Raw genomic sequence first — 23,906 nt, forward strand, 5'->3', positions numbered from 1 at the left:
CCCGACGGTATGGACGATCGGCGCCCTTGAGATCCCCGGTTCGCTGTGAGCGTGTTCGCTGTCAGCGTGGCTCTTGCAGGATCGGTCTCAGGGCATCGATGACCGCCGCGTCCTCGATTGTCGACGGCACCGGCTCGTCACGGCCGGCCGCGATGCCGCGCATGGTCTTGCGCAGGATCTTGCCCGAGCGCGTCTTCGGCAACGCCGGGACGACCTGCACGCTCTTCAGGGCGGCGACCGCGCCGATGCGTTCGCGGACCAGGGCGACCAACTCGTCGACCAGCCCGTCGGTTGCCGGGGCGTTGGCCTTCAGTACGACAAACCCTCGCGGCACCTGCCCCTTCAACTCGTCGTCGACACCGATCACGGCACATTCGGCGACCGCCGGGTGGGAGGCCAGGACCTCTTCCATCGACCCCGTCGACAGCCGGTGCCCGGCGACGTTGATGACGTCGTCGGTGCGGCCCATGACATACAGGTAGCCGTCCTCGTCGAAGCGGCCGCCGTCGCCGGTCAGATACGCGCCGGGGTACGCGCTGAGATACGACGCCACGAACCGCTCGTCGTCGTCCCACAGCGTCGGCAGGCAGCCCGGCGGCAGCGGCAGCCGGATCACGATCGCGCCGTCCTCGCCGGCGGGCGCGTCGGTGCCGTCGGGCCGCAGGACCCGCACGTCGTATCCGGGCACCGGCACCGACGGCGAGCCGGCCTTCGTCGGCATCGGCTCCAGGCCGCGCGGGCTGGCGACGATCGGCCAGCCGGTCTCGGTCTGCCACCAGTGGTCGACGACGGGCACCCCGAGCTTCTCGCCGGCCCACCCATACGTCTGCGGGTCGAGCCGCTCGCCGGCGAGGAAGAGGGTGCGCAGGCTGGGCATCGGGCGGATGTGCCGGCCGTCCGGGTCCTCCTTGCGGATCGCGCGGATCGCGGTCGGCGCCGTGAACAGCACGTTGACGCCGTGCTCCTCGACCACCCGCCAGAACGCCCCGGCGTCGGGCGTGCCGACGGGCTTGCCCTCATACATGATCGTGGTGGCGCCGACCAGCAGCGGGGCATACACGATGTACGAGTGGCCGACCACCCAGCCGACGTCGGAGGCGGCCCAGAACACGTCGCCGGGGCCGACCGCGTAGACGTTGGTCATCGACCAGGCGAGCGCGACGGCATGGCCGCCGTTGTCGCGGACGATGCCCTTCGGCCGGCCGGTCGTGCCGGAGGTGTAGAGGACGTAGAGCGGGTCGGTCGCCGCGACCGGCACGCACTCCGCGGCGGTGCCGCCCTTGACCGCGTCCGCCCAGGTCAGGTCCGTGCCGGACAGGTCGGCGGGCGCCTGCTCGCGCTGGAGGACGATCGTGTGGTCGGGCCGGTGCGTGGCCTCGGCGAGCGCGGCGTCGAGCAGCGGCTTGTACCTGACGATCCGGCTCGCCTCGATGCCGCACGAGGTGGCGACGACGACCTTCGGCCGCGCGTCGTCGATGCGGGCGGCGAGCTCCTTCGGCCCGAAGCCGCCGAAGACGACGGAGTGCACGGCCCCGAGCCGCGCACACGCGAGCATGGCGATCACGGCCTCGGGCACCATGGCCATGTAGATGACGACGCGGTCACCCCGGCCCACGCCGAGCCGCCGGAGCGCCCCGGCGAAGATCGCCACCTCGTCGCGCAGCTCCCGGAAGGTGTACTTGCTGACGGTCCCGGTGACGGGACTGTCGTGGATGAGGGCGGTCCGGTCGGCGTGTCCGGCGGCGACATGCCGATCCAGGGCGTTGTGGCAGGTGTTGAGTTCGGCGTCGGGGAACCAGCGGTAGAACGGCGGGCGGTCGCCGTCCAGCACCCGGATCGGCATCCGGTTCCAGTCCACAGCGGCGGCGGCGTCGCGCCAGAATCCTTGAGGGTCGGCAAGGCTCCGCTCGTAGGTTTCGCGATAAGCGCCCATGCCGTCGATCCTGCTCCCTCCCCCGCGGTTCCGTCTCTCCCGACCGGCCGATTTCTCCCGCCGTTGTGCCCGGTCGCGCCCTGGGTTCGGACATCTCCATGATCCGGAAGACTTGACGCCGCCATTCGGCGCGAAGTCTTCCGGATCATGCAGAATCCCGGATTCGGCTGCGTCAGTGGCCCGGGGCAGTGGCGCTCGCCAGGCCGGCCGGGGCGTTCGACAGGGCCGTCCGGATGGCCGCCACCAGCGCCAGCGCCGCCTCCTCGGTCAGCTCCACCGCGACCCGGGCCGCCGGGCCGAGGGCCGGGTTGGCGAAGTCGATGTTCAAGGTGTGGCCGAACGGCGCGTGCTGCGGATGATCAACGTAGACCGCCGCCCGCGTCACCTCGAACCAGCCGTCCGCGCCCTTGCCGCTGCCCTCCAGGTCGACCGTCTCGGTGTCGTACGTACACACAGCTCAGCCCTCCAGGTGCCGGCCGAAGAACGCGAAGATCCGCTGCCAGCCGTCGACCGCGGCCTGGGGGCGGTAGCTGGGCCGGTCCACGGAGAAGAACGCGTGGCCGGCGCCCGGGTAGCTGTGGTGCTCGAAGCTCTTGCCGAGCGCCTGCAGCGCCTCGGCCAGCCGCGCCACCTCGGCCGGGGCCGGGAACTGGTCGTCGTCGCCGAAGAGCCCCAGCACCGGGCAGCGCAGGTCACCCAGCCGGTCCTTGATCGGCTGCATCTTCAACCCGGAGCTCGCCGGCGGCGGCTCCAGCGCGAACGCGCCGTAGCAGTCCACGGCGGCGTCGACCGGCAGCGCCGTCGCGACCAGCAGCGCCTGCCGGCCGCCCGAGCAGTGCCCGATGACGCCGACCTTGCCGTTGCTGTTGTCGAGCGCCCGCAGTGCTTCGACGGCCGTGCCGACGTCCCGGATGATCTGCTCGTCGGCGATCCCGCCCTGCCCGCGCACGAACGCGGAGGCGTCGTCGGGCGACGCGTCCGGCGCCTCGCGCCAGTAGAGGTTGGGACAGATCGCGGCATACCCGTTCACGGCGAACCTGCGGACCATCTCCTTGGTGGCCTCGTCGTAGCCGGGCAGGTGGTGGATCACCACCACACCGGGGAACGGCCCGGGGCCGAGCGGCCGGGCGAGGTACGCCTGGATCTGCTCGTCCCCGATGAGCACCGTCTCGGCGCGGATCGCATCAGACATGTTCTTTTCTCCGTGCTCGCACGAAAGTTGCTTAGCCAGGCAAACGATATACACGCCGGGACGGGCCGCCAAACACGGAAGGCCGCAGCCGGGGACGGCTACGGCCTTCTCGGGGCGACGGTCACTGCCGGCCGGGCTCCAGCCGGCGCAGGGCCAGGCGGGCCACGCCGATCAGGGCGGCGAACTGCACGACCAGCAACAGGGCCGAACGCCACCAGGCACCCGTCGTGTGCTCCCAGAGCGAATCCTTGAACGGGATCATCGACTGCAGGTCGACCGTCGAGGCGCCGGCGGCCAGGCCCCAGCGCGTCGGGAACAGCCATGAGATCTGCTCGAGCACCGACTGGCCATCGAGCTCGAAGAGGCCGCCGGACAGTACCAGCTGGGCCATCACGACGACGACCAGCACCGGGGTCGTCTGTTCGGTCGTCTTGGCCAGGGCGCTCACCAACAGGCCGAACGCCATCGAGGCGAGCGCCACCAGCGCCACGGGAATCATGATCTCCACCAGCCAGTGCGACGGGAAGATCAACGGGTCCTTCGGCGGCTTCTTGCCGAGCAGCGCCAGCCAGGTGAACAGCGCCGTCTGCACGATGATGATGATCGAGAAGACGAAGACCTTGGAGGCCAGGTACGCACCGGCGGACAGGCCGACGGCCCGCTCCCGCCGGTAGATGGTCGACTCGTTGACGATCTCGCGGATCGCCGCGGCGGTGCCGAGGAACGCCGCGCCGACGGCCAGCACCACGAGGAGCCGCTGTGCCTCCAGGCTGAACCGGGTGGGGCCCGGCGCGAGGCCGTTGTCGCCCGGGACGGTGCGGGTGAGCAGCGCGAGCGCCAGCGGCAGCCCGACCATGAACAGGGTCAGGCCGCGGTCGGCGCCGATGACCCAGAACATCCGCAGGCACAGCGTCAGGAACTGCCGGAGCGGCGCCGCGGGGTGGAGGGCACGGCTGCGCAGCGAGGCGCCGCCCAGCTTGACGCGGGCCCGCCCGACCGCGGCCCCGGACCGGCCGGCGGCGCCGGGAAGCGGGGACTGGGCCGGCGCCGGTGGTGATTCGGACGGAGCCGAGGACGCCGGCCGCGCGGGCATGGCCTGCTCGGCGGTGGGCGAGTCGGCCACCCCGGCGGCGCCCGCAGCGGCGTCCGGGGCGGCGCCTTCCGACGACTCCGGGGAGCGCGGCAGCGGCACCGTCACCCGCTCGATCACCTCGGGCTTCGGCGGCGGTGCCTCGGCCATCGGCTCGATGACGTAGCGCGTGTGGAGCTCGGACGACCGGTACGTCCGCACCCAGTGCTCGGCGTTGTTCGTCACCTCGCGGAAGACCTCCGCGTAGTCCTCGGCGCCGAAGAAGCCGAGCAGCTCGGCCGGCGGCCCGAAGTAGCCCATCCGGCCGCCGACCGTCAGCACCAGGACACGGTGGCACAGGTCGAGGTGCATGACGTTGTGCGTCACGACCGCCACGGTGCGGCCCTTGTCGGCCAGTTCGCGCAGTTCCTCCATGACCTCCTTGTCGAGGGCCGGGTCGAGGCCGGAGGTGGGCTCGTCGAGGAAGAGCAGCGACGGCTCGGTCAGCAGCTCCAGGGCGACCGAGACGCGCTTGCGCTGCCCGCCGGAGAGGTTGTCGATGCGCTGCTTGGCCCGCTCGGTGAGGTTGAGCGTCTTGAGGACGTCGGCGACCCGGGTCCGGCGCTCCTTGCGCGGCACGTCGTCGGCGAAGCGCAGGGCGGCGGCGAACCGCAGCGCCCTGCGCACGGTGAGCTGGCGGTGCAGGACGTCGTCCTGCGGGACCATGCCGATGCGGTAGCGCAGCTCGGCGTAGTCGGCGTAGAGATCGCGGCCGTCGTAACGGACCGTGCCCTGGGTGGCGGGGCGCAGCCCGGCGACGGCCTTGACGAGGGTGGACTTGCCGCAGCCGGAGGGGCCGATGATGCCGAGCAGGCTGCCCTCGGACAGAGCGAAGCTGACGTCGTCGAGCAGCGTCGCGTCCTTGATCCGCACGGTGAGGTCGTCGGCGATGAGCGACGACGGTCCGGCGTCCTCGAACTCGTGGAGCCGGGCGCCGTCGAAGATGAACTCGTGCCGGCCGATGGAGATCATGTCGCCGGGCCGCATGGCCTGGCGGGTGATCTGCCGGCCGTTGTGGAAGGTGCCGTTGCGGCTGCCGAGGTCGACCACCTCGTAGCCGGTCGGCGTCCGGCGCAGCTCGGCGTGGTTGCGCGAGGTGCGCAGGTCGGTCAGCACGATGTCGTTGTCCGGGCCGCGGCCGAGCCGCACGCGGGCGCCCGCCTCGTACTGCGTGACCTCCCGCGCCGGGGGCACCGGCGCGGACTCGGTGATCGTCGTCACTCTGAAGGTGACGGCGGGCCCGTCGGCCGCGCCGAGGTTGACCTTGCCGCCGTCGGTGGCCGCGGCATAGGCGGCCTTCTCGCCGTTGACGAACGTGCCGTTGCGGCTCTCCAGGTCACGCAGGAACCAGCCGTCGTTGTTCCAGATCACCTCGGCGTGCCGGCGTGAGATCAGGTTGCCCTCGACGACGAGGTCGTTGGCGGCGTCGCGGCCGATGGTCACCGTGTCGTCCGGCCGGACCAGTGCCTTGGCCGCGCCGCTGGACACCTCGAGCACGGTGAGCTCGCGGGTCGCTGTCTGCTGGTCGATGCTCGCCACCGGCCCATCATGCCGCCCGCGGACGACCGGGAACACCCGGGGTGGGCAACGAAACCACTCAATCCCAGGCGTGCTCGATCTCCGCGCTCATCGCCGCCATGAACTGCGGCAACACGCCCGGCTCGAGGCCGTCGGGGACGACCCGCCCGGCGACGAGCACCTTGGCCGCGGCCGACCACGGCATCAGGTGCCCGGCCTCGACGAGAGCGCCGAGGAACGCGCACGGGCCGGCGGCCGGCTCGCCGAGGTCTCCGGCAGGCCGGGCGAGCGAAATCACAAACCAGAATTCCGTGTATCACGAACGCGACCCGCTTCCTCTAGTTCGCAGACCCACGTGAGGAGGCAGCGATGGCACCAGCTGAGGGGTGGCGGACCCGCCGCGCCCGGCGCCTGGCCGGCCTGCCGTGGGTGCGCCGTGAGGACCGGGCGGACGGCAGTCCGGTCCGGTTCGTCGCCGACGAGCTGCTGGTGCTCGACGAGCACTTCGCGACCGCCCGGCAGGCGTTCGCGGAGCAGGGCTTCGCCGCGCGGGACATCGTTGAGGAGGGGGATGTCCCGAGTGGCTTCCGGCGGGTCCGGCTGCCGGGCCTCGACGTGGCACGCGCGGCCCGCCGCGTGCGTGTCCAGGCCGAGGCGGCCGGGGACACCCGGGTGGCGGCCGGGCCGAACCACGTGTTCGTCTCCACGCCGTTCGAGCACGCCGGGGCGTACGGGCCGCCGTGCCCCGCGCCGCCCGGCACGCTCCCGGCGCGGACGGACGGCACGGAAGAGGTCGGGGTGCTGGTGCTCGACACCGGCGTGTGGCTGAACAGCCCCCTGCCGAAGGACCGGTACGTGGCCGAGGAGCAACGAGACTTCGAGTCCGATGTGGACATCGATGAGGACGGGATCACGGCCGGTGACGCGGGTCATGCCAACTTCGTCGCCGGTGTCCTGCTGACCCGGTCGCCGCGGGTCCAGCCACGGTTGATGAAGATCGTCGACACGTTCGGGGTGTGCCGGGAGACCGACCTCGTCGCGGGACTCCGGCAGGCGGACGGCTATCGGATCATCAATCTGTCACTGGGCGGATACACGCTCGACGACCGGCCGCCCGTCCTGCTCACGGCGGCGCTGGCCGGGCTGCTGACCAGCGGCGACCGGGTCGTCGTCGCGGCGGCCGGCAACGACGGGCAGCACGACCGCCCGTTCTGGCCGGCCGCCTACGCCGGGACCAGCGCGCCGTGGCGGCGGCGCGTTGTCGCGGTGGCCGCGCACGACGGGCTGCGGATCGCCGAGTGGAGCAACACTGGGACGTGGATCACTGTGGCGGCCCCGGGAGCGAACGTGACCAGCACGTTCGTCAACCACGAGCGGTTCCCGGACGGCTGGGCGCGGTGGAGCGGCACGTCGTTCGCGACGCCGTACGTCGCCGCGGCGATCGCCGACGCCCTGCCGGGGGCCGGGTCGGTCCGCCTGGCCGCCGAGGCGGTCGTCGGGGGCGCGAACCGCAGGTACGGCCGCTATGCGGGCCTGGACTAGTGCCATGTGCCACACCGGGGGGAGGAGGGTGACGGGGTGCGGCGCGCTGGTCGCCGCGCCCCGTCACCCGGGGGCCTCGGTGCTACCCTTCGAGACCATGGCTGAGCCTGACAACGCCCATGTCCTGCGGGCGGCTGCCGACGGCGACCAGAAGGCCTGGGAGTCCATTGTGGACAGATACGCCAACCTGGTCTGGTCGGTCGCCCGCAGTTTCCAGCTCGGCCAGTCCGACGCCGCCGATGTGAGCCAGGCCACCTGGCTGCGCCTGGTCGAACACATCGACGACGTGCGTGACGCCGACAAGCTCGGCTCGTGGCTCGCCACCACGGCCCGCCGCGAGGCGATCGCCCTGCTCCGCAAGGGCGGCCGCGACGTGCCCGCGGGAGCCGCCGCCGACTTCGTCGAGCACCTCGGAGTCCAGGTGGGCTTCGACGCCGCCGACGAGCCCGACGCGGGGGTGCTGCGCGACGAGCGCGACGCCGCGTTGTGGCACGAATTCCGCGCGCTGTCCGGCCAGTGCCAGCAGTTGCTGCGAGTGCTCATCGCCGACCCGCAGCCGAGCTACGCCGAGGTGTCGGCCGCGCTTGACGTGCCGATCGGCAGCATCGGTCCGACCCGGCAGCGCTGCCTCGGCACGCTGCGTCGACGATTGGCGGCTTCGATATGACGCGCTGCTCCTGGGCAGGGCCGACCCGATGATCGGGGAGGAAGAGGTGCTGAGCTCTCATCGCGTGAGTTCGCCGGCCGGCACGACCCCGTGCCACCAACGGTCCCGGCCGCCACACGGGCAAGCCTGGCCTGGCGCGACCTGGACGCGGCGCCGGCCGAACCGGTCCAGGACTCGGTCGCGAGCAGGCTGATCGCCGTGCGCGGCGGCGGCCCGCGGCTGCTGACCTTCCTGGGCGGTTCGCTGACCATCGACGTCCAGGTGACGACCAGGGCCGGCATGGTGGAGGTGGTCGGCGAGCTCGCCCCGGCCCTGTCGGCGCGGGTGGTCGTCGAGTCCCCGGACGGCACCCACGAGACCGCGGCGGATCCGCAGGGCCGGTTCAAGATCACAGGTGTGACGCCAGGGCCGGTCCGGCTGCGCTGCGAGCCGCAGGACGAAGGCGGCTTCGCACCGGTCCGGACAGAATGGGTGCAGTTGTAGATTCTCGCCACGACACGGACACTTCCGGCGGTACCGTGCGGGGAAGTGCCGCATCGTCGCGAGGGAGCCGGCCATGCCCATCGACCACGTGCAGATCGTGTCCATCCCGGTGAGCGACCAGGACCGCGCGCGGGACTTCTACGTCAACGCGCTCGACTGGGAGCTCGTCAGCGACAACGACGAGGGCGAGCGCCGCTGGGTCGAGGTCGCGCCGAAGCACGGCCAGACCTCCTTCACACTCGTCACCTGGTTCGAGTCGATGCCGGCGGGCTCGATGCGCGGCATCGTCCTCGACACCGACGACATCGAGAAGACCTACGACGAGCTGTCCGAGCGGGGCATCCTCTTCGAGGGGCCGATCGAGGAAGGACCGTTCTCCCGGGTCACGAGCTTCGCCGACCCCGACGGCAACTCCTTCGTCCTGCACCAGCTCTACCAGCCGCGCACGCGGGTACTAAGCTACCCGCCGGCGAGGTCGTAGCGCAGAGGTCGTCGCGCCGGCGCAGCAGGCTGGAGGACGCCGGTTCGATTCCGGCCGGCCTCGCCCCATGGGTCCGCGCGCGGCGGGCCGCGGCGGGCAGGTCGCCACGGCCGGTCCACCACCACCGGCCGACACCATTAGGCTGCGGCGGTGCCCCGCCTGGACCCCGCCGACGTCGAGACGTGCCTGCGCGTGCTGGCCGCCATCGACGACGCCGACGACACCGGTGACACCGACCGCGACGACCCGGACGCGCTGCGGGTGCGCGAGGCGGTCGCCAGGTCGTACAAACTCCGCAAGAAACAGCAGAAGACCCGGCGCCGGCAGGCCTCCGCCGCGCACGACCGGCGGCTGATCACCGCTCCCGGCACCGAGGCCGCCGAGTTGGTACGGGCCCGTGCCTGCTACATCTGCAAATCGCCCTACCGCCGGGTGCTCCAGGCGTACCCGCAGATGTGCGCGACCTGCGCGGACGACAACACCGTCCGCCGGAACGCCCGGTGCGACCTGCGCGGCCGGCGGGCGCTCGTCACCGGCGGGCGGATCAAGATCGGCTTCCACACGGCGCTGAAGCTGCTGCGCGACGGGGCCGAGGTCGTGGTCACCACCAGGTTCCCGCGGGACGCCGTGCGCCGCTTCGCCGACCAGTCCGACGCCGCCGAGTGGCTGGACCGACTGCACGTCCACGGCGTCGACTTCCTCGACCTGCCCGCCGTGGTCGGGCTCGTCGACGCGGTCAAGGCCCGCTGGGACCACCTCGACATCCTCGTCAACAACGCGGCGCAGACCATCCAGCGGCCGGCGGAGTACCATCGCGAGCTGCGCCGTGCCGAAGGGCTGGAGCTCACCGGCCCCGCGTCCACAGTGGACTTCTTCCCGGCCGGGCTGGTGGACGAGACGGGCGAGCCGCTCGACCTGCGGCCGGTCAACAGCTGGACGCTGCGCCTGCACGAGGTCACCCCGCGGGAATGGATGGAGGTGCAGGTCATCAACGCCTTCGTGCCGTTCATGCTCATCGCGCAGCTGCGGCCGCTGCTGCGGGCGTCGCCGCACCCCGACCGGTACGTCGTCAACGTCTCGGCGATGGAGGGCAGCTTCAGCCGCCCGCACAAGACCAGCCGGCACCCGCACACCAACATGGCCAAGGCCGGCCTCAACATGCTGACCCGCACCATCGCCGGCGAATACGCGCTCGACGGCATCCACGTCACGAGCGTCGACACCGGCTGGGTCACCGACGAGCGGCCGCAGGCGACCAAGGAGGCGTTGCATGAGGCCGGATTCCGGGTGCCGCTCGACGTGGTCGACGGTGCGGCCCGGGTCTACGATCCGATCGTCCGCGGGGTCCACGGCGACCGGATCTCCGGTGCCTTCCTGAAGGACTATCGGGTGGTGCAGTGGTAGAGATCGCGTGTCCCGTGCTCGACGCGCCTGCGGTGCCGCGGGCGGATCCGGCTACTCTGACGCCGCTGCTGGAGCGCCTCGGCGATCCGGCGCCGGTCTGCGGCACCGAGCGGTTCCCGCTCGGCACGCTCCAGCCGGACGGGCGCCTCGACCTGTGCAAACAGGGCCTGGGGCCGGAGGGGGTGACGCGCGTGCTCGACCGCGTGGTCGGCTCGCCGCACGCGGTCCACCTGCTGCTCGGCACCAACAGCCTCGGCACCGAGGGCACGCACGCGCTCGCCGCGGCGCTCGGCGGGGACCATCACCTGCAGACCCTCTACCTCGGCTGCAACGCGATCGACGCGGCCGGCGCCGCGCCGCTGTTCGAGCGGCTGGCCACCGACGGCAGCGTGCGGGCGCTGTGGCTGAAGCGCAACCCGCTCGGCGACGCGGGCGTCACCGCGCTCGCGACGATGCTGCGGCGCAACACCGCCATCGAGACGCTCGACCTGGTGAACACCGGCCTGACGGCCGACGGGCTGGCGACGCTGGTCGACGCACTGGCCGCCCGGTCACGGCCGGTCACGCGGGTGTTCCTCGGCGGCAACGGGCTCGGCCCCTCCGCTGCTCCCCTGCTGGCCGCGCTGCTGCGCGACTGCGGCGTCACCGGGCTGTTCCTCGCCGCCAACCGGCTGACCGACGAGGGCGCCGAGCCGGTCGTCGCCGCCGTCCACCGGCCGGGGACCACACTCGGGCTGGGCGGCAACGGCCTGTCCACCGAGACCGTGCGGACGCTCGCCGCACGGCTGTCCATGATGGACAGCCTGGATCTCAGCCGGCCGCAGTCGCTGCGGATCCTCGGCGCCTCCGACAACGTGGTGGGCGACGAAGGCGCCGCGGCGCTGGCGGAGGCGCTGCCGGGCAGCCCGCTGCGCCGGCTCGACCTGCGGCACACCGGCGTCGGCGGGCGCGGCGCCAAACAGCTGCTGGCGGCCGTGGAGAGCGGCCGCACCGCGCTGCGCCGCCTGGCGCTCGGCCCCGACGTGCCGCGCCGCGTCAAGCGGGCCGTCGCCGCGCTGCTGCCCGCCGACGACGCCCCACCCGGCAGCGAGATCGTGAGCGTGTACCGGTGAGCGCGCTGATCCCCGCCGCCGAGCTGGGCGCCTGGCGGCGCGTCCGGCAGTATGCGGTGCCCGCCACGATGATCCGCGCGGCGACCGCGGCCCGCCTCGCCGGCGACTGGCGCGGGGCGTGCGCGGCGGCGAACATCGACGTGGGCCGCGACGACTTCGGACTCTTCGCCGACGACCTGCGGCACTTCGCGCCCGACCTGCTGCGCTGGCACCTGCCCCGCCGCCCGTCCCGCGGCGACACGACCCTGACACCGCGGCAGCTCGTCGTGCTGGCCAGGTCCGGCAGCTCCGCGCTCTACGTGGCCCTCCCCCGCCTCGGCTTCGGCTCGCAACGGCTGCGGCTGCTGGTGGCGGGCGAGGCCGCGGCCGAGGCCGACGAGGAGTACCACGGGGTCCTCGACCTCACCGCGCAGCGCCACCTCTGGGACGTGCGGGAGGCGCCGGAGCTGCTGCGGCGCACCTGCGGCGCGGACACGTTCGAACCACTGCGCGAGTCGCCGGTCCTGGCGCTGCAGGACGCCGGCCGCACCGCGGACGCGTGGGTCGCGGCCGGGATCGACCTGCCGCCACCGCCGGAGGCCGACGAACGGTCCTGGCGGCGGCGGTACCTCGGGCTGGCCTTCACCGAGCTCGACGTGGACCCGGCGGTCGTGCTCGGCGCGGCCCGGCGCCTGGCCGCCGAAGAGGGGCTCGACCACGTCGGCGTGAAGGTCGGCTGGTATCACGAGGTGCGGCTCACCGGCCTCGACGGGCCCCGCCCGCGCGGGGAGTGGGTGGAGCTGGACTACCACCGCGAGGGAACCCCCGGCCGGCTGGAGCCGTCGACGCTGCGCCGCCCGATCGACGTGCACCTCGTGCGCCTCGGCGTCCTGCCACCGCACGAGCTGCACCCGCTCGTGTTCGCCGCCTTCTTCCCGTCGTCTCCGGTGCCCTCGCCGGCCGCGGACGACCTGGCGCCGGGACCGGTGCGGGTGCGGTGCAACGGCGCCTGGCACACGGTACGCATGACCGGCGGCCGGTTCGAGATCCCGCACAGCGACGAGGAACGGCAGCGGGAGCACACGCTGCGGGCCCTCGGCGGGCAGCTCCACGGCTGCTTCGCCGCCGAGCACGCGTGGCGGGACCGGGCCGGCCGGCTGCCACGCCACCTCGACGACCAGCGGCGCGACCTGATGCTGCGGGCCCAGCACGGCGACCTCACCGGCGTGACCGCCCTGCTCGACGCGGGTGTCGACCCGCACGCCCGGGACCTACACGGGCGCACCCTCCTGCACCTGCTGCCCGGACTGATGACCGCGCCCGGCGACCTGGCGCTGCCGCACCGGCTGCTGGCGGCCGGGCTCGACGTGGAGGCCCGGGACGCGCGCGGCCGTACGCCGCTGCACACCGCCGTGCACGGCGGCGGCTCGCCGGAGCTGGTGCGGGCGCTGCTCGCGGCGGGCGCCCGGCCGGACACCCAGGACCACGTCGGCGACTCGCTGCGGGACTCGCTGCACCGCCACCGCGAGGACGATCTGGGCTTCCTGGCGGAGCTGCTCGCGTGACCGGTCCGGAGCGAAGCGGAGGGGCCGGTCACCATGAGCACAGCCTGACCGGTCCGGAGCGAAGCGGAGGGCCGGTCACCATGGTCTCAGGGCATAGACCAGGCGGCCGGAGCGCAGCGGAGGGCGCATGACCGACTACCGGGCCTGGGTCCGGGTCCGGCGGTTCGCGGTGCCGCCGTGGATGATCGAGCGGGCCACCGAGTGCCGCCTCGCCGGGGACTGGCGGGGCGCCTGCGAGGCGGCGAACATCGAGGTCGGCGTCGACCCCGCCGCCGTCACCCGCCTCGCCGGTGCCGAGGTCGCCGAGCGGGTCGACGACGACCTGCGCCATCTCGTCCCCGACCTCCTGCGCTGGCACTTCCCGCGCTGGCCCGAGGTGCTCGCCCTGCCCCACACGCAGGCGCCGCTCGCGCTGTACCCGGGCGGATACAACCTGCTCGTGGAGCGGCGCCATCCGGTCGGCGAGCACCAGCGGCTGGTGCTGCGGTTCACCCGGATCGACCGGCACGAGCTCGACAACGGTCTGCACCTGAGCCGGGAGCGGTGGGACAGCCGCCGCACGGCGGACCTGCGGATGCCGGTCGACGAGGAACTCCTGCGGCTCCAGGACGCGGGCGAGTGGCGGGCGGCCTGGACCCACGCGGGCTTCGACGTCAGCGGTTTCGACGACCACACCGTGCCGTCGTACGCCCTGACCGTCGCCGGGCACTGCCTGCGCGCCGGCCGGCACGACCTGGTCCGGCTGCCGGGTGTGATCCGCGCGACGGCCGCCCGCCACGGCACGCCCGCCGTGCTGGTCCCGCTCCGCTGGGGGCACGCGGTCCGGGTCGACGCGGAGACGCTACGCGCCGTTCCCGAGGGGTCGTGGTCCGGCCGGAACGAAAGGCTGCCGACGGTGCCGATCGCGCGGGCCGAGCGGTCGATCGACATCGACCTGGTCCGGCTCGGCCACCTGCCGGCCGCGGCGCTGCACCCGCTGGTCGCCGCGGCCATGTTCCCCGACGCGCCGCCCGTCCGCCGTCCGGGACCGGCCCGGGAGCTCGCCACCATCCGGGTGCGCTGCCACGGCGACTGGCATCCGGTCGTCATGACCGACGGGAGGACGGCGGTCCCGCACACCACCGAGGAGCTCCGCCGGGAACAGGCGCTCCGCGCCCTCGGCGGCGCGCCGCTCACCGGCTGCTTCGCCGCGGTCACGGGCTGGACCGATCCGCGCGGGCGGACCCTGCTGCACATGCTCAGCTGGGTGCCGTCGCCAGTACCGTTGCTGCACAAGCTTCTCGCGGCCGGCCTGGACCCGGAGGCCCGCGACGCCGAGGGGCACACGCCGCTGCTGCACGCGGTCGCGCGGGGCGGCTCGGCCGAGCTGATCCGCGCGCTCGTGGCGGCCGGCGCCCGCCGCGACGCGGCCCTGCCCGACGGCACGGACGCCGCGGCGCTGGCCCGGCAGCACCGCCGGTACGACGAACTTTTCTGTCGCACCGGGGCGTTAGCCTCTCGGGCATGATGCAGGGTTCCGCCTACTCGCTGCTCGCCGCCGCCGACGATTTGCTCGCCGTCACCCGCCAGACACGCGTGGAGCTGCGGCCGAACACGCAGCTGGAGGCGCTTGCGCTCGCCGTGTCGGCCAACCTGCCGGTGCTGCTGTGGGGCGAGCCCGGCATCGGCAAGTCGTCGGCACTGCAACAGCTCGCCGACCGCCTCGCCGTGCCGATGGAGACGGTCATCGCGAGCATCCACGAGCCGTCCGACTTCGCCGGGCTGCCGGTCGTCGGCGACGACCCGGCGACGCAGGGTGTGCCGATGGCCCCGCCGGACTGGGCGGTGCGGCTGGCACGCCAGGGGTTCGGCCTCGTCTTCTTCGACGAGCTGTCCTCGGCGCCGCCGGCCGTCCAGGCCGCGCTGTTGCGGGTGGTGCTGGAGCGGCGGGTCGGCAGCCTGGAGCTGCCCCCGGCGATCCGCGTGGTCGCCGCCGCCAACCCGCCGTCCAGCGCCGCTGACGGCTGGCACCTGAGCCCGCCGCTGGCCAACCGGTTCGTGCACCTGCACTGGACCCACGACCCGGCGGTCGTCGCCCGCGGGCTGGCCGGCACCTGGCCGACCGCCGACATCCCGCGCGTCGACCCCAAGCGCACCGTCTCGGCGCTGGCCCGCGCGCGGGGCACCCTGTCCGGCTTCCTGACCGCCCGGCCCGGCCTGGCCCACCATCTCCCCGCCGACGCCGAGTCCCGCGGCGGTGCCTGGCCGTCCCCGCGCACCTGGGACATGGCGCTGCGGCTGCTGACGTTCGGCATGGCGAGCGACGCCAGCCGTGCGGCGCTGTCGACGGCCCTGGTCGGCGCGATCGGCGACGGCGCGGGCCTGGAGCTGGTCAACTACCTCGACGAGCTCGACCTGCCCGACCCCAACCGGGTGCTGGCCAACCCCGACGCCTTCCAGCTGCCGTCCCGCGGCGACCGCCAGCTGGCCTTCCTGACCGCAATCGTCGCGGCCGTCCAGTCGGACACCACCCAGTCCCGCTGGAACGCGGCCTGGACCGTCCTGGCGAAGGCCGTCGACGCCGGCGTGCCGGACGTGGCGGCCCGCGCGGCGACGGACCTCGCCATGATGCGCCAGCCGGCCTGGCCGGTGCCGCCGACGATCGACGCGTTCGTCGACATCCTGCGCCTGTCGGGAGCGCTGCGCTGACCGCCGGGACGGAGCCCACCGCGGCGGCCGGGGCGGAGCCGGGCCCGGCGGCCGGGGCGGAGCCGACCGCGGCCGCCGAGCTCGACCGGACGAAGTTGCTCGCCGCCCGCTACCGGGCCGCGAACCAGCGGCCCTATCTCGCGTCGGCGCTGTATGCGCTGTCGGTGGTCGCCAGCCGGCATCTGGCTACCATGGGCGTCGACCGGCGCTGGCGGCTCTACGTCAATCCGGCGTTCGTCGCCGCGCACGACGTGGAGGAGCTGACCGGGGTGTGGATCCACGAGGTGGCCCACCTGCTGCGCGACCACCACGGGCGGGCCGACCGGCTGCCCACCGCCGACCGGGTCGACCACCACCGGGTCAATCTCGCCCAGGACTGCGAGATCAACGACGACCTGGTGGCCGACGGGCTGGCGCTGCCGGCGGACCGGGTGGAGCCGAAAACGTTCAGCCTTCCGGCCGGGAAGCTCTTCGAAGAATACCTCACGGGCATCCCGCACTCGCACGTCGTCCACGTCCAGTGCGGCTCCGGGGCGCACGGGATCGGTGTGCCGGGAGAGCTCGGTGAGACCGGTGCGCCGTCGGTGCGGCCGGTGGAGGCCGACGCGATCCGGCGGCAGACCGCCGACGCGATCCGCGCCCGCGTGCGCTCCCGCGGCACGGTGCCCGGCGGCTGGCAGCGGTGGGCCGACCGGATCGCCGAGCCGGTCGTCGACTGGCGGCGGCTGCTGACCGGCGCGCTGCGCCAGGCCGTGGCGTGGGCGAGCGGTGCTGTCGACTACACGTATGCGCGGCCGGGGCGGCGGACCGCGGCGCTGCGCGGGGTGGTGCTCCCGAGCCTGCGGCAGCCGCTGCCCCGGGTCGCGATCGTCGTCGACACGTCCGGCTCGATGGGCCCCGACGACCTGGCCTCGGCGCTCGGCGAGGTGACCGGGGTGCTGCGCGCGGTCGGCATCCGCGGCAACCGGGTCACGGTCCTGGCCTGTGATGCCGACGTGCACGCGGTGACCCGGGTGACCAAGGCGGAGCAGGTCCGGCTCGGCGGGGGCGGCGGCACCGACATGCGGGTCGGCATCGCCGCGGCCCGGGCCGTGCCGGACCCGCCGCAGATCATCGTGGTGCTCACCGACGGCGCGACGCCGTGGCCCGCGGAGCCGACCGGCTGCCGGCTCATCGCCGGACTCATCGGCGAACACCCGACGATGCCGCCGAACTGGGTCGAGGCGATCCACATCACGGATACAACTTCGGTATGACGGTGACGACTTTTGGCGACTGTCGGCCGGCCGGATGCCTGCCTACCGTGAGCGGTATGCCTGATCACGTCCTGGGTCTTTCGCGGTTCGACCGGATGCTGCTCGTCCTGGGCCTGCCCGTGCTCGGCGCCGGGGTGGGATACGGGCTGCCGGCCGCCGCCCGGTGGCTGCTGTCGCTGCCGTGGACGCCGTTCGCCGGGCCGCTGCGGCTGATCTCGGAGCTCGACGAGGGCTGGGGCCGCATCCCGACGATAGCCGCCGGCGTGCTGCTGGGTGCGGCACTGGCGTTCCTGGCCGTCCACGAGACGCTGAGGGTCACCATCACCGACGCCGAGCTGCGGCTGGCGGAGGGCGATAAGACCAGGAGCGTCGCCCGCCACGACGTCGACGCGGTGTTTGTCGACGGCAACCTCCTCGTGGTCCTCGACCGTGAGTCCCGGCAGGTCGTCCGGGACAAACTGGAGCACGCCGACCGGCCCGAGGTGGAGCAGGCGTTCCGCGCGCACGGCTACCCATGGGTCACCGCGGACCCGTATGAGCAGCTGTTCCGCCGCTGGGTGCCCGACCTGCCCGACCTGCCGCCGGCGGTCAACGCGGTCCTGGCCGCCCGTGCGGTGGCGCTGAGCAAGAAGAGCGCCACCGACGCCGCCGAGTTGCGCGACGAGGTGCAGAAGCTCGGCTACACGGTCCGTGACGTCGGCACCGCCCAGCACTGGCGGCCCCTGGTGCGGTCATGAGGGCCCGCAACCTCTTCGTCGACCTGACCGCGACCGTCATCGCGTTGCTGATCGCCCTGATGGCGGCGGCCACCGCGCTGGACAACGGCCTCATGTCCGACGAGCGGTTCCTGCTGTCGACCGCGGTCACGATCCCGGCGATCGTCCTGCTGTGGTGGCGGCGGAAGTGGCCGGTGCACGTCGCGCTGCTGATGCTGATCCCGGCCGCCGTCACCGATATGGCCGGCGGCGCGGCGCTGATCGCGGTGTTCGGCGTGACCGTCCACCGGCCGCTCCGCGTGGCGCTGTGGGTGGCGGCCGCCCACCTCGTGGCACCGATTCCGTTCACCATCATCTATCCCGACCCGGACCTGCAGTTGGTCGGCGCCACCACAGTCGCGTTCGCGCTCTTCGCGGTGGCCATCGCGTGGGGCGTCACGGTGCGCAGCCGGCGGGAGCTGATCGCGTCGCTGCGCGACCGGGCCGCGCGGGCCGAGGCCGAGGCGGCGCAGCGCGCCGACCTGCTGCGCGGCCTGGAACGCGAGCGGATCGCCCGGGAGATGCACGACGTGCTCGCCCACCGGATCTCGCTGATCAGCCTGCACGCCGGGGCGCTGGAGATCCGGCGGGACCTGTCGCGGGATCAGGTCGCCGAGGCGGGCACGACGATCCGGGCCAGCGCGCACCAGGCCATGGAGGAGTTGCGGGAGATCCTCGGCGTCCTGCGCACGAGCGACGACGAGGCACTGCGCCCCCGGCAGGACCTCGACGACCTCGACGAGCTGGTCGAGGAGGCACGCCGGGCCGGCACGCCGGTCGACCTCGACAACCGGCTGACGGAGCCGGAGACCCTGCCCGCGGCGGTGACGAGGACGGCGTTCCGGCTGGTCCAGGAGGGGCTCACCAACGCGCGCAAGCATGCTCCCGGCACCGAGGTGACCGTCCACCTCGACCGCACGGAGCAGGGCGAGCTGCACGTCTGGCTGCGCAACCCGCTCCCGCCGGCACCCGTGACGCCGACGCTGCCCGGGTCGCGGTCCGGGCTGGTCGGCCTGGCGGAGCGGGTCAGCCTGGCCGGCGGCCGGCTGGAGCACGGCCCCCGCCGGACCGTCGGCGGATGCCCCGAGGACGGGCTCGGGTTCCACCTGGAGGCGTGGTTGCCGTGGCGGACGTGATCCGGGTCCTCATCGTCGACGACGACGCGCTGGTGCGCGCCGGTCTCGGCATGGTGCTCGGCGGCGATCCCGACATCGAGCTGGTCGGGGAGGCCGGCGACGGCGCCGCGGCCGTGCAGGCGGTGCGGGCACTGCGGCCCGACGTGGTCCTGATGGACATCCGCATGCCGCGCATGGACGGCCTCGCCGCCCTGGAGGCGCTGCAGGCGGCCGGTTCGGCGCCGGCGGTGGTCGTGCTGACCACGTTCGACACCGACGACCACGTGCTGCGGGCGTTGCGCCTCGGAGCACACGGCTTCCTGCTGAAGGACACCCCGCCGCTGGCCATCCTGGACGCGGTGCGGCGTGTGGCGGCCGGCGAACAGATGCTGTCACCCTCGGTCGTCAAGCAGCTCATCGCCCGGATCGTCCACGACGAGAGCGACGAGCGGCGGCGTAACGCGGCCAGGACCCTCGACACGCTGACCCCGCGCGAGCGTGACGTCGCCGAGGCGGTCGCCGAGGGCCGGTCCAACGCCGAGATCAGCGGCGCCCTGCACATGAGCGTGGCGACCGTGAAGACCTACGTGTCCCGGATCCTCGCGAAGCTCGGCTGCGCCAACCGCGTCCAGGTCGCGATCCTGGTCCACGAGGCCCGCCAGGCCTGACCCGGCTCGCGGTGAGGGCCGGTGGCGGCCGGCCCGGTCAGCGGTGGTGGTAGCGGTCGGCGATGAATCCCGCCGACGGGGGTTCCTCGACCGGCGGCCGGAGCGCAGCGGCGGTGGTCGTGCCGAAGCCCCGGCCGAGGGACCGCACCTGGGCCTCCATCACCGGCACGCTGCGGCGCGCCTGCCGCTCGACCAGCAGCTCGGCCGGGCGGCTGTTGACCAGCGTCCGCAGCCAGTACACCAGGGCCACACCGCGCGGGACGAAGACCTTGCGGCGGCGGCGTTCCAGCGCGTCGACGAACAGCTCCGCGCAGCGCTCCACCGACGTCGTCGAGCCCAGCGGCGGTGGCAGGCGGTGCAGCGTCTCCCGGAACGACGGCAGGTCGTCCTTGGCGTCGCGGACCAGGTCGGTGTCGATCCACGACGGGTGCGCGGTGCCGACCCGCACGCCGTGATGAGCGACCTCGAGCCGCACCGCGTTGGCGAAGTGCTCGACGCCCGCCTTCGACGCGCAGTACGGGGCCATGCCGGGCAGCGCCGCGAACGAGGCCGCCGAGGCGACGATCAGCAGGTACCCCTTGGTGGTGATGAGGTGCGGCAGGCAGGCGGCGGCGGTGCGCATGACGCCCACCAGGTTGACCTCGACCGTGCGCACCAGGGCCTCGACGTCGCCGGTGGCGACCGTGCCGCGGCTCGCCACGCCCGCGTTGGCGACGACGGCGTCGATCCGGCCGTACGCGGCGATCGTGCCCTCGACAGCGGCGTCCATACTGGCCTGGTCGGTCACGTCGCACGCGAACCACACCGCACCCAGCTCGCCGGCGAGCGTGGCGAGCCGGTCGGGTTCGAGGCCGGCGAGGGAGAGCCGGGCGCCACGGGCGGCGGCGAGCCTGGCGGTATGTTCACCGATGCCCCGGGCGGCCCCGGTGACGAGCACCACCCGGCCGGACAGACTGCGCTTCACAGCGGCGCCTCCCATCGGCGGTACCGTTCAGTACCAGGCAAAATAGCACCCGGGAGCATTGTGACGGAAGGCCGAGGAACGGGGAGCGCATGACGACCACCAGGACCGCCGAGGCGCTCCGGGAAGACCTCACCGGCGGACTGGCCGCGTCGATCGCCGCGAAAGGTTACGCGGCGACGACGATCGCCGACATCGTCATGCACGCCCGTGTGTCGAAGCGCACCTTCTACGAGCACTTCACCGACAAGGAAGCCTGCCTCATGGCCCTCTACGAGCAGGGCTGCGAGCACCTCCTGGCCGTCGTGCGCAGCGCCGCGGTCGGCGGGCAGAAGTCGTGGAAAGCGCTCGTCAACGACGGTGTCACCGCATACCTCAACGCGCTGGAGAGCATGCCGGCGGTCACCCGGACGCTGCTGGTGGAGATCCAGGCCGCCGGGCCGAAGGCCTACCGGTTGCGCCAGCAGATGCAGCGCCGGTTCGCCGATACGCTGGTCGAGATGGTCGACACGGCCCGGGCCGTCGACCCGGCCATCCCGACGCTGTCGCAACTGCTGGCGATCGCCCTGGTCGGAGGGGTGCACGAGATGATGTTGCAGGTCTCCGACCCCTACACCGGCGCCGGGCCGTCGTTCACCTCGCTCGCGCCCGCGGTCGGCGAGCTCGTCTACGCGATCCTCACGAATCCCTGGGCGACCGGGATGGAATGATCCTCCGGACGGACGGGTTACACGCAGAAAGATACGAGGAGGCTGTGCTCCGGTGCTCAACCCCAGCGAGCTGTACGCGCTCAGCGACGACCTGCCGGCACTCGACCGGCCGGTGCTCGTCCACGCGCTGACGGGCTTCGTCGACGCCGGCAACGCCAGCCGACTCGCCCGCGAACACCTGCTCACCATCGGCTCACCCCGAACCGTCGCCACGTTCGACCTCGACCAGCTCTACGACTACCGCAGCCGCCGCCCGGCGATGCTGTTCGTCGAGGACCACTGGGAGCACTACGAGCGGCCCCAACTGCTGCTGCGGGCGCTGCGCGACGCGGACGGCACGGAGTTCCTGCTGCTCGACGGCCCCGAGCCCGACCTGCAGTGGGAGCGGTTCACCGCGGCCGTTCTCGAGCTGATCGAGCGCTTCGACGTGCGGGCCACGGTCGGGCTCAACGCGATCCCGATGGCGGTGCCGCACACCCGGCCGACCGGGGTGACCGCGCACGGCACCAGCCGCGACCTGATCTCCGGCTTCGAGCCGTGGCTCCAGCGCGTGCAGGTGCCGGCGAGCGTCGGCAACCTGCTCGAGTTCCGCATCGGTCAGGACGACCGTGACGCGTTCGGCTTCGCGGTGCACGTGCCGCACTACGTCGCGCAGGCCGAGTTTCCGGCCGCCGCGGAAAAGCTGCTGAGCTGCGTGTCCGAGGCGACCGGCCTGCGGCTGCCGACCGACGAGCTGCACCGGGCCGCCGAGTCGGTCCGGGCCGAGATCGACCTGCAGATCGCCCAGGCCGACGAGGCCGCCTCGCTGGTGCGGGCGCTCGAGGAGCAGTACGACGCCTACACCCGCGGCCGGCAGAACAACCTGCTCGCCGAGTCCCCGGCGCCGCTGCCGACGGCCGACGAGATCGGCGCCGAGCTGGAGCGCTTCCTCGCGGAGCACACCCGCAACGGCGACGACCCGCCGCTGGGCTAGGCCCTGTCCCGGGCCTGCCTACCAGCTGGTGCCGGTGAGCCGCTCGTACACCTCGACGTAACGGGACCGCGCCAGCGCCACGACGTCCTCCGGGATCTCGGGGCCCGGCGCGGTCTGGTCCCAGCCGGTCCCGCGGGACCAGTCGCGCACGGCCTGCTTGTCGAAGGAGAACTGCGTCCGGCCCGGCTCCCACTGGTCCAGCGGCCAGAAACGGGACGAGTCCGGGGTGAGCACCTCGTCGGCGAGCACGACCGTGCCGTCGGGCGCCCGGCCGAACTCCAGCTTGGTGTCCGCCACGACGATGCCGCGCTCCGCCGCGATCTCCGCGCCCCGCGAGTAGATCCGCAGGGTGAGGTCGCGTAGCTCGTCGGCCAGATCCTTGCCGATCTGGGTCCGCACCTCGTCGAGGGTGATGAACTCGTCGTGCTCCCCCACCGCCGCCTTGGTCGTCGGGGTGAAGACCGGCGACGGCAGTCGCGACCCCTCCACCAGACCGGCGGGCAGCGGCACACCGGAGACCTCGCCTTTCGCCCTGTACTCGCTGAGGCCGAGCCCGGCGAGATAGCCCCGTGCGATGCACTCCACCGGCAGCATGTCCAGCCGGCGGCACCGGATGGCCCGGCCGGCGAACTCGGCCGGCACGTCGTCGCCGGAGATCACATGGTTGGGCACGATGTCGGCGAGTTGCTCGAACCACCACAGCGACAGCCGGGTGAGCACCTTGCCCTTGTCCGGAATCGGGGTCGGCAGAACCACGTCGTAGACCGAGATGCGGTCGGACGCCACCAGGAGCAGGTCGTCGCCGTCGGCGTAGACGTCGCGGACCTTGCCGGAGTGCAGCAGCTTCACGCCAGTCAGCCTAACGTTTAGACCCCCTTCTATCTTCGGGGTGCGGTGGCGCGCTCCCACCACCCCCGGTGGCGCAGCGGCGGCACCGGGATCCACGTCGGCGGCATGACCACCACCGGGCCGGGCGCCGCCGGCAACGTGCCGATCGACATCGTCGCTTTCGGTGGATCAGCGCGTGCGGGGCGGGCAGTGGGTAGCGTTGGGGACGTTCCAGTTCACGGCCGGGAGCGCGGGTTCGCTGCTGATCCGCACGGAGCAGACGGACGGCTACGTGATCGCGGACGCCGCGCGGTTCGTTCGTTCTTAGGAGTGTGTATGGCCATCGACCCCGCCAAGACCGCCATCGTCCTCATCGAGTACCAGAACGACTTCGTGTCCGAGGGCGGCGCCTTTCACGGCGCCGTGCGGGCCGTCATGGACAAGACCGACATGATGACCAACACCCGCAAGGCCGTCGCGGCCGCCCGCGCCGCCGGGGTCACGATCATCCACGCCCCGATCACGTTCGCCCCCGGCTACAACGAGATCACCTCCCACCCGTACGGCATCCTCAAGGGCGTCGTCGACGGCAACGCGTTCGTGAAGGGCGGGTGGGGCGCCGAGATCGTGGACGAGCTGGCACCGCAGCCGGGTGACATCGTGGTCGAGGGCAAGCGCGGGCTGGACACGTTCGCCAGCACCAATCTCGACTTCATCCTGCGCAGCAAGGGGATCACCACGATCGCCCTCGGTGGGTTCCTGACCAACTGCTGTGTCGAGTCGACGATGCGCACCGGCTACGAGCACGGCTACCAGGTGATCACGCTGCAGGACTGCGTCGCCGCGACCTCCGTCGAGGAGCACGACAACGCGTTGAAGTACGACTTCCCGATGTTCTCGACCCCGATGTCCTCCACCGACTTCGTGTCGCAGCTCTAGCGTTCTTG

24 protein-coding genes and 1 tRNA gene are annotated in these 23,906 nt (G+C 73.0%); 18 read left to right on the forward strand and 7 right to left on the reverse strand.

The window, feature by feature from the left end:
• Positions 1–61: 61 nt before the first annotated feature.
• The 5 genes from Dfulv_RS37935 to Dfulv_RS37955 all read right to left on the reverse strand — a co-directional run bounded on the left by Dfulv_RS37935 (position 62) and on the right by Dfulv_RS37955 (position 6,070).
• Positions 62–1,933, reverse strand: a complete 1,872-nt coding sequence (locus Dfulv_RS37935) for a propionyl-CoA synthetase (protein ID WP_259858634.1) — start codon at positions 1,931–1,933, stop codon at positions 62–64.
• Positions 1,934–2,105: 172 nt separating this feature from the next.
• Positions 2,106–2,387: a DUF6295 family protein gene (locus Dfulv_RS37940; RefSeq protein WP_259858635.1), complete on the reverse strand. Its 282-nt coding sequence runs from the start codon at positions 2,385–2,387 to the stop codon at positions 2,106–2,108.
• Between the two features lie 3 nt (positions 2,388–2,390).
• Positions 2,391–3,125: a dienelactone hydrolase family protein gene (locus tag Dfulv_RS37945; protein ID WP_259858636.1), complete on the reverse strand. Its 735-nt coding sequence runs from the start codon at positions 3,123–3,125 to the stop codon at positions 2,391–2,393.
• 121 nt (positions 3,126–3,246) lie between these two features.
• Positions 3,247–5,793, reverse strand: a complete 2,547-nt coding sequence (locus tag Dfulv_RS37950) for an FHA domain-containing protein (RefSeq protein WP_259858637.1) — start codon at positions 5,791–5,793, stop codon at positions 3,247–3,249.
• 58 nt (positions 5,794–5,851) lie between these two features.
• Entirely contained in the window at positions 5,852–6,070 is a 219-nt protein-coding gene (locus tag Dfulv_RS37955; RefSeq protein ID WP_259858638.1) for a hypothetical protein, read from the reverse strand.
• 71 nt (positions 6,071–6,141) lie between these two features.
• Between Dfulv_RS37955 and Dfulv_RS37960 the strand changes: the two genes are divergently transcribed.
• The 14 genes from Dfulv_RS37960 (at position 6,142) to Dfulv_RS38025 (ending at position 19,487) form a co-directional block, all read left to right on the forward strand.
• On the forward strand, positions 6,142–7,314 hold the full coding sequence (locus tag Dfulv_RS37960; RefSeq protein WP_259858639.1) for a S8 family peptidase: 1,173 nt from the start codon (positions 6,142–6,144) through the stop codon (positions 7,312–7,314).
• A 97-nt stretch (positions 7,315–7,411) separates the two neighbouring features.
• Complete coding sequence (locus tag Dfulv_RS37965; RefSeq protein WP_259858640.1) at positions 7,412–7,981, forward strand: RNA polymerase sigma factor; 570 nt, start codon at positions 7,412–7,414, stop codon at positions 7,979–7,981.
• A gap of 90 nt (positions 7,982–8,071) precedes the next feature.
• Positions 8,072–8,464 carry a hypothetical protein gene (locus Dfulv_RS37970; RefSeq protein WP_259858641.1) on the forward strand — a complete coding sequence of 131 codons (393 nt, stop codon included), beginning with the start codon at positions 8,072–8,074 and terminating at the stop codon, positions 8,462–8,464.
• Positions 8,465–8,537: 73 nt separating this feature from the next.
• On the forward strand, positions 8,538–8,945 hold the full coding sequence (locus Dfulv_RS37975) for a VOC family protein (RefSeq protein WP_259858642.1): 408 nt from the start codon (positions 8,538–8,540) through the stop codon (positions 8,943–8,945).
• Positions 8,936–9,008: transfer RNA gene (locus tag Dfulv_RS37980), tRNA-Ala, on the forward strand. Before Dfulv_RS37975 ends, Dfulv_RS37980 begins: the two co-directional genes overlap by 10 nt.
• 87 nt (positions 9,009–9,095) lie before the next feature.
• The gene (locus Dfulv_RS37985) at positions 9,096–10,349 is read left to right on the forward strand and encodes an SDR family NAD(P)-dependent oxidoreductase (RefSeq protein ID WP_259858643.1); all 1,254 of its coding nucleotides are present in this window, start codon (positions 9,096–9,098) and stop codon (positions 10,347–10,349) included.
• Positions 10,343–11,461, forward strand: coding sequence for a leucine-rich repeat domain-containing protein (locus Dfulv_RS37990; protein ID WP_259858644.1), 1,119 nt, complete (start codon positions 10,343–10,345; stop codon positions 11,459–11,461). Before Dfulv_RS37985 ends, Dfulv_RS37990 begins: the two co-directional genes overlap by 7 nt.
• Entirely contained in the window at positions 11,458–13,005 is a 1,548-nt protein-coding gene (locus tag Dfulv_RS37995; protein WP_259858645.1) for an ankyrin repeat domain-containing protein, read from the forward strand. The genes Dfulv_RS37990 and Dfulv_RS37995 overlap by 4 nt, the downstream gene beginning before the upstream one ends.
• Before the next feature lie 127 nt (positions 13,006–13,132).
• Positions 13,133–14,512 (forward strand): ankyrin repeat domain-containing protein, encoded by a 1,380-nt coding sequence (locus tag Dfulv_RS38000; protein ID WP_259858646.1) that lies wholly within the window; start codon positions 13,133–13,135, stop codon positions 14,510–14,512.
• On the forward strand, positions 14,509–15,693 hold the full coding sequence (locus tag Dfulv_RS38005) for an AAA family ATPase (RefSeq protein ID WP_259858647.1): 1,185 nt from the start codon (positions 14,509–14,511) through the stop codon (positions 15,691–15,693). The genes Dfulv_RS38000 and Dfulv_RS38005 overlap by 4 nt, the downstream gene beginning before the upstream one ends.
• 95 nt (positions 15,694–15,788) lie before the next feature.
• Entirely contained in the window at positions 15,789–16,949 is a 1,161-nt protein-coding gene (locus tag Dfulv_RS38010) for a vWA domain-containing protein (RefSeq protein ID WP_259858648.1), read from the forward strand.
• 56 nt (positions 16,950–17,005) lie between these two features.
• Positions 17,006–17,686 (forward strand): YqeB family protein, encoded by a 681-nt coding sequence (locus Dfulv_RS38015; protein ID WP_259858649.1) that lies wholly within the window; start codon positions 17,006–17,008, stop codon positions 17,684–17,686.
• Positions 17,683–18,840, forward strand: coding sequence for a sensor histidine kinase (locus Dfulv_RS38020; RefSeq protein WP_259858650.1), 1,158 nt, complete (start codon positions 17,683–17,685; stop codon positions 18,838–18,840). Before Dfulv_RS38015 ends, Dfulv_RS38020 begins: the two co-directional genes overlap by 4 nt.
• On the forward strand, positions 18,783–19,487 hold the full coding sequence (locus tag Dfulv_RS38025) for a response regulator transcription factor (protein ID WP_319805714.1): 705 nt from the start codon (positions 18,783–18,785) through the stop codon (positions 19,485–19,487). Before Dfulv_RS38020 ends, Dfulv_RS38025 begins: the two co-directional genes overlap by 58 nt.
• A 37-nt stretch (positions 19,488–19,524) precedes the next feature.
• Here the strand turns inward: Dfulv_RS38025 and Dfulv_RS38030 are convergent, their stop codons facing one another.
• Positions 19,525–20,451, reverse strand: coding sequence for an SDR family oxidoreductase (locus Dfulv_RS38030; RefSeq protein ID WP_259858652.1), 927 nt, complete (start codon positions 20,449–20,451; stop codon positions 19,525–19,527).
• 89 nt (positions 20,452–20,540) lie between these two features.
• Between Dfulv_RS38030 and Dfulv_RS38035 the strand changes: the two genes are divergently transcribed.
• Both Dfulv_RS38035 and Dfulv_RS38040 read left to right on the forward strand, forming a co-directional pair.
• Entirely contained in the window at positions 20,541–21,158 is a 618-nt protein-coding gene (locus Dfulv_RS38035; protein WP_259858653.1) for a TetR/AcrR family transcriptional regulator, read from the forward strand.
• Between the two features lie 52 nt (positions 21,159–21,210).
• Positions 21,211–22,131 carry a proteasome assembly chaperone family protein gene (locus Dfulv_RS38040; protein ID WP_259858654.1) on the forward strand — a complete coding sequence of 307 codons (921 nt, stop codon included), beginning with the start codon at positions 21,211–21,213 and terminating at the stop codon, positions 22,129–22,131.
• 18 nt (positions 22,132–22,149) lie between these two features.
• Here the strand turns inward: Dfulv_RS38040 and Dfulv_RS38045 are convergent, their stop codons facing one another.
• A complete protein-coding gene (locus Dfulv_RS38045; RefSeq protein WP_259858655.1) occupies positions 22,150–22,980 on the reverse strand; it encodes a phosphoribosylaminoimidazolesuccinocarboxamide synthase in 831 nt (276 codons plus the stop codon).
• A 175-nt stretch (positions 22,981–23,155) separates the two neighbouring features.
• On the opposite strand from Dfulv_RS38045, the gene Dfulv_RS49090 reads away from it, so the two are divergent.
• On the forward strand, positions 23,156–23,287 hold the full coding sequence (locus Dfulv_RS49090; protein ID WP_456319237.1) for a golvesin C-terminal-like domain-containing protein: 132 nt from the start codon (positions 23,156–23,158) through the stop codon (positions 23,285–23,287).
• Between the two features lie 8 nt (positions 23,288–23,295).
• On the forward strand, positions 23,296–23,898 hold the full coding sequence (locus Dfulv_RS38050) for a cysteine hydrolase (RefSeq protein ID WP_259858656.1): 603 nt from the start codon (positions 23,296–23,298) through the stop codon (positions 23,896–23,898).
• The last annotated feature ends 8 nt before the right edge of the window (positions 23,899–23,906 follow it).

The organism is Dactylosporangium fulvum (assembly GCF_025137375.1).
In the GTDB taxonomy this organism is placed as follows: Bacteria; Actinomycetota; Actinomycetes; order Mycobacteriales; family Micromonosporaceae; genus Dactylosporangium; species Dactylosporangium fulvum.

What these genes read in the sequence shown, in the direction of transcription:
- Dfulv_RS38050 (WP_259858656.1), top strand. Translation starts at nt 23,296, where the DNA reads ATGGCCATCGACCCCGCCAAGACCGCCATCGTCCTCATCGAGTACCAG.
- Dfulv_RS38035 (WP_259858653.1), top strand. Translation starts at nt 20,541, where the DNA reads ATGACGACCACCAGGACCGCCGAGGCGCTCCGGGAAGACCTCACCGGC.
- Dfulv_RS37975 (WP_259858642.1), top strand. Translation starts at nt 8,538, where the DNA reads ATGCCCATCGACCACGTGCAGATCGTGTCCATCCCGGTGAGCGACCAG.
- Dfulv_RS37965 (WP_259858640.1), top strand. Translation starts at nt 7,412, where the DNA reads ATGGCTGAGCCTGACAACGCCCATGTCCTGCGGGCGGCTGCCGACGGC.
- Dfulv_RS38000 (WP_259858646.1), top strand. Translation starts at nt 13,133, where the DNA reads ATGACCGACTACCGGGCCTGGGTCCGGGTCCGGCGGTTCGCGGTGCCG.
- Dfulv_RS38005 (WP_259858647.1), top strand. Translation starts at nt 14,509, where the DNA reads ATGATGCAGGGTTCCGCCTACTCGCTGCTCGCCGCCGCCGACGATTTG.
- Dfulv_RS37960 (WP_259858639.1), top strand. Translation starts at nt 6,142, where the DNA reads ATGGCACCAGCTGAGGGGTGGCGGACCCGCCGCGCCCGGCGCCTGGCC.
- Dfulv_RS38025 (WP_319805714.1), top strand. Translation starts at nt 18,783, where the DNA reads ATGCCCCGAGGACGGGCTCGGGTTCCACCTGGAGGCGTGGTTGCCGTG.
- Dfulv_RS37945 (WP_259858636.1), bottom strand. Translation starts at nt 3,125, where the DNA reads ATGTCTGATGCGATCCGCGCCGAGACGGTGCTCATCGGGGACGAGCAG.
- Dfulv_RS38015 (WP_259858649.1), top strand. Translation starts at nt 17,006, where the DNA reads ATGCCTGATCACGTCCTGGGTCTTTCGCGGTTCGACCGGATGCTGCTC.
- Dfulv_RS37935 (WP_259858634.1), bottom strand. Translation starts at nt 1,933, where the DNA reads ATGGGCGCTTATCGCGAAACCTACGAGCGGAGCCTTGCCGACCCTCAA.
- Dfulv_RS38020 (WP_259858650.1), top strand. Translation starts at nt 17,683, where the DNA reads ATGAGGGCCCGCAACCTCTTCGTCGACCTGACCGCGACCGTCATCGCG.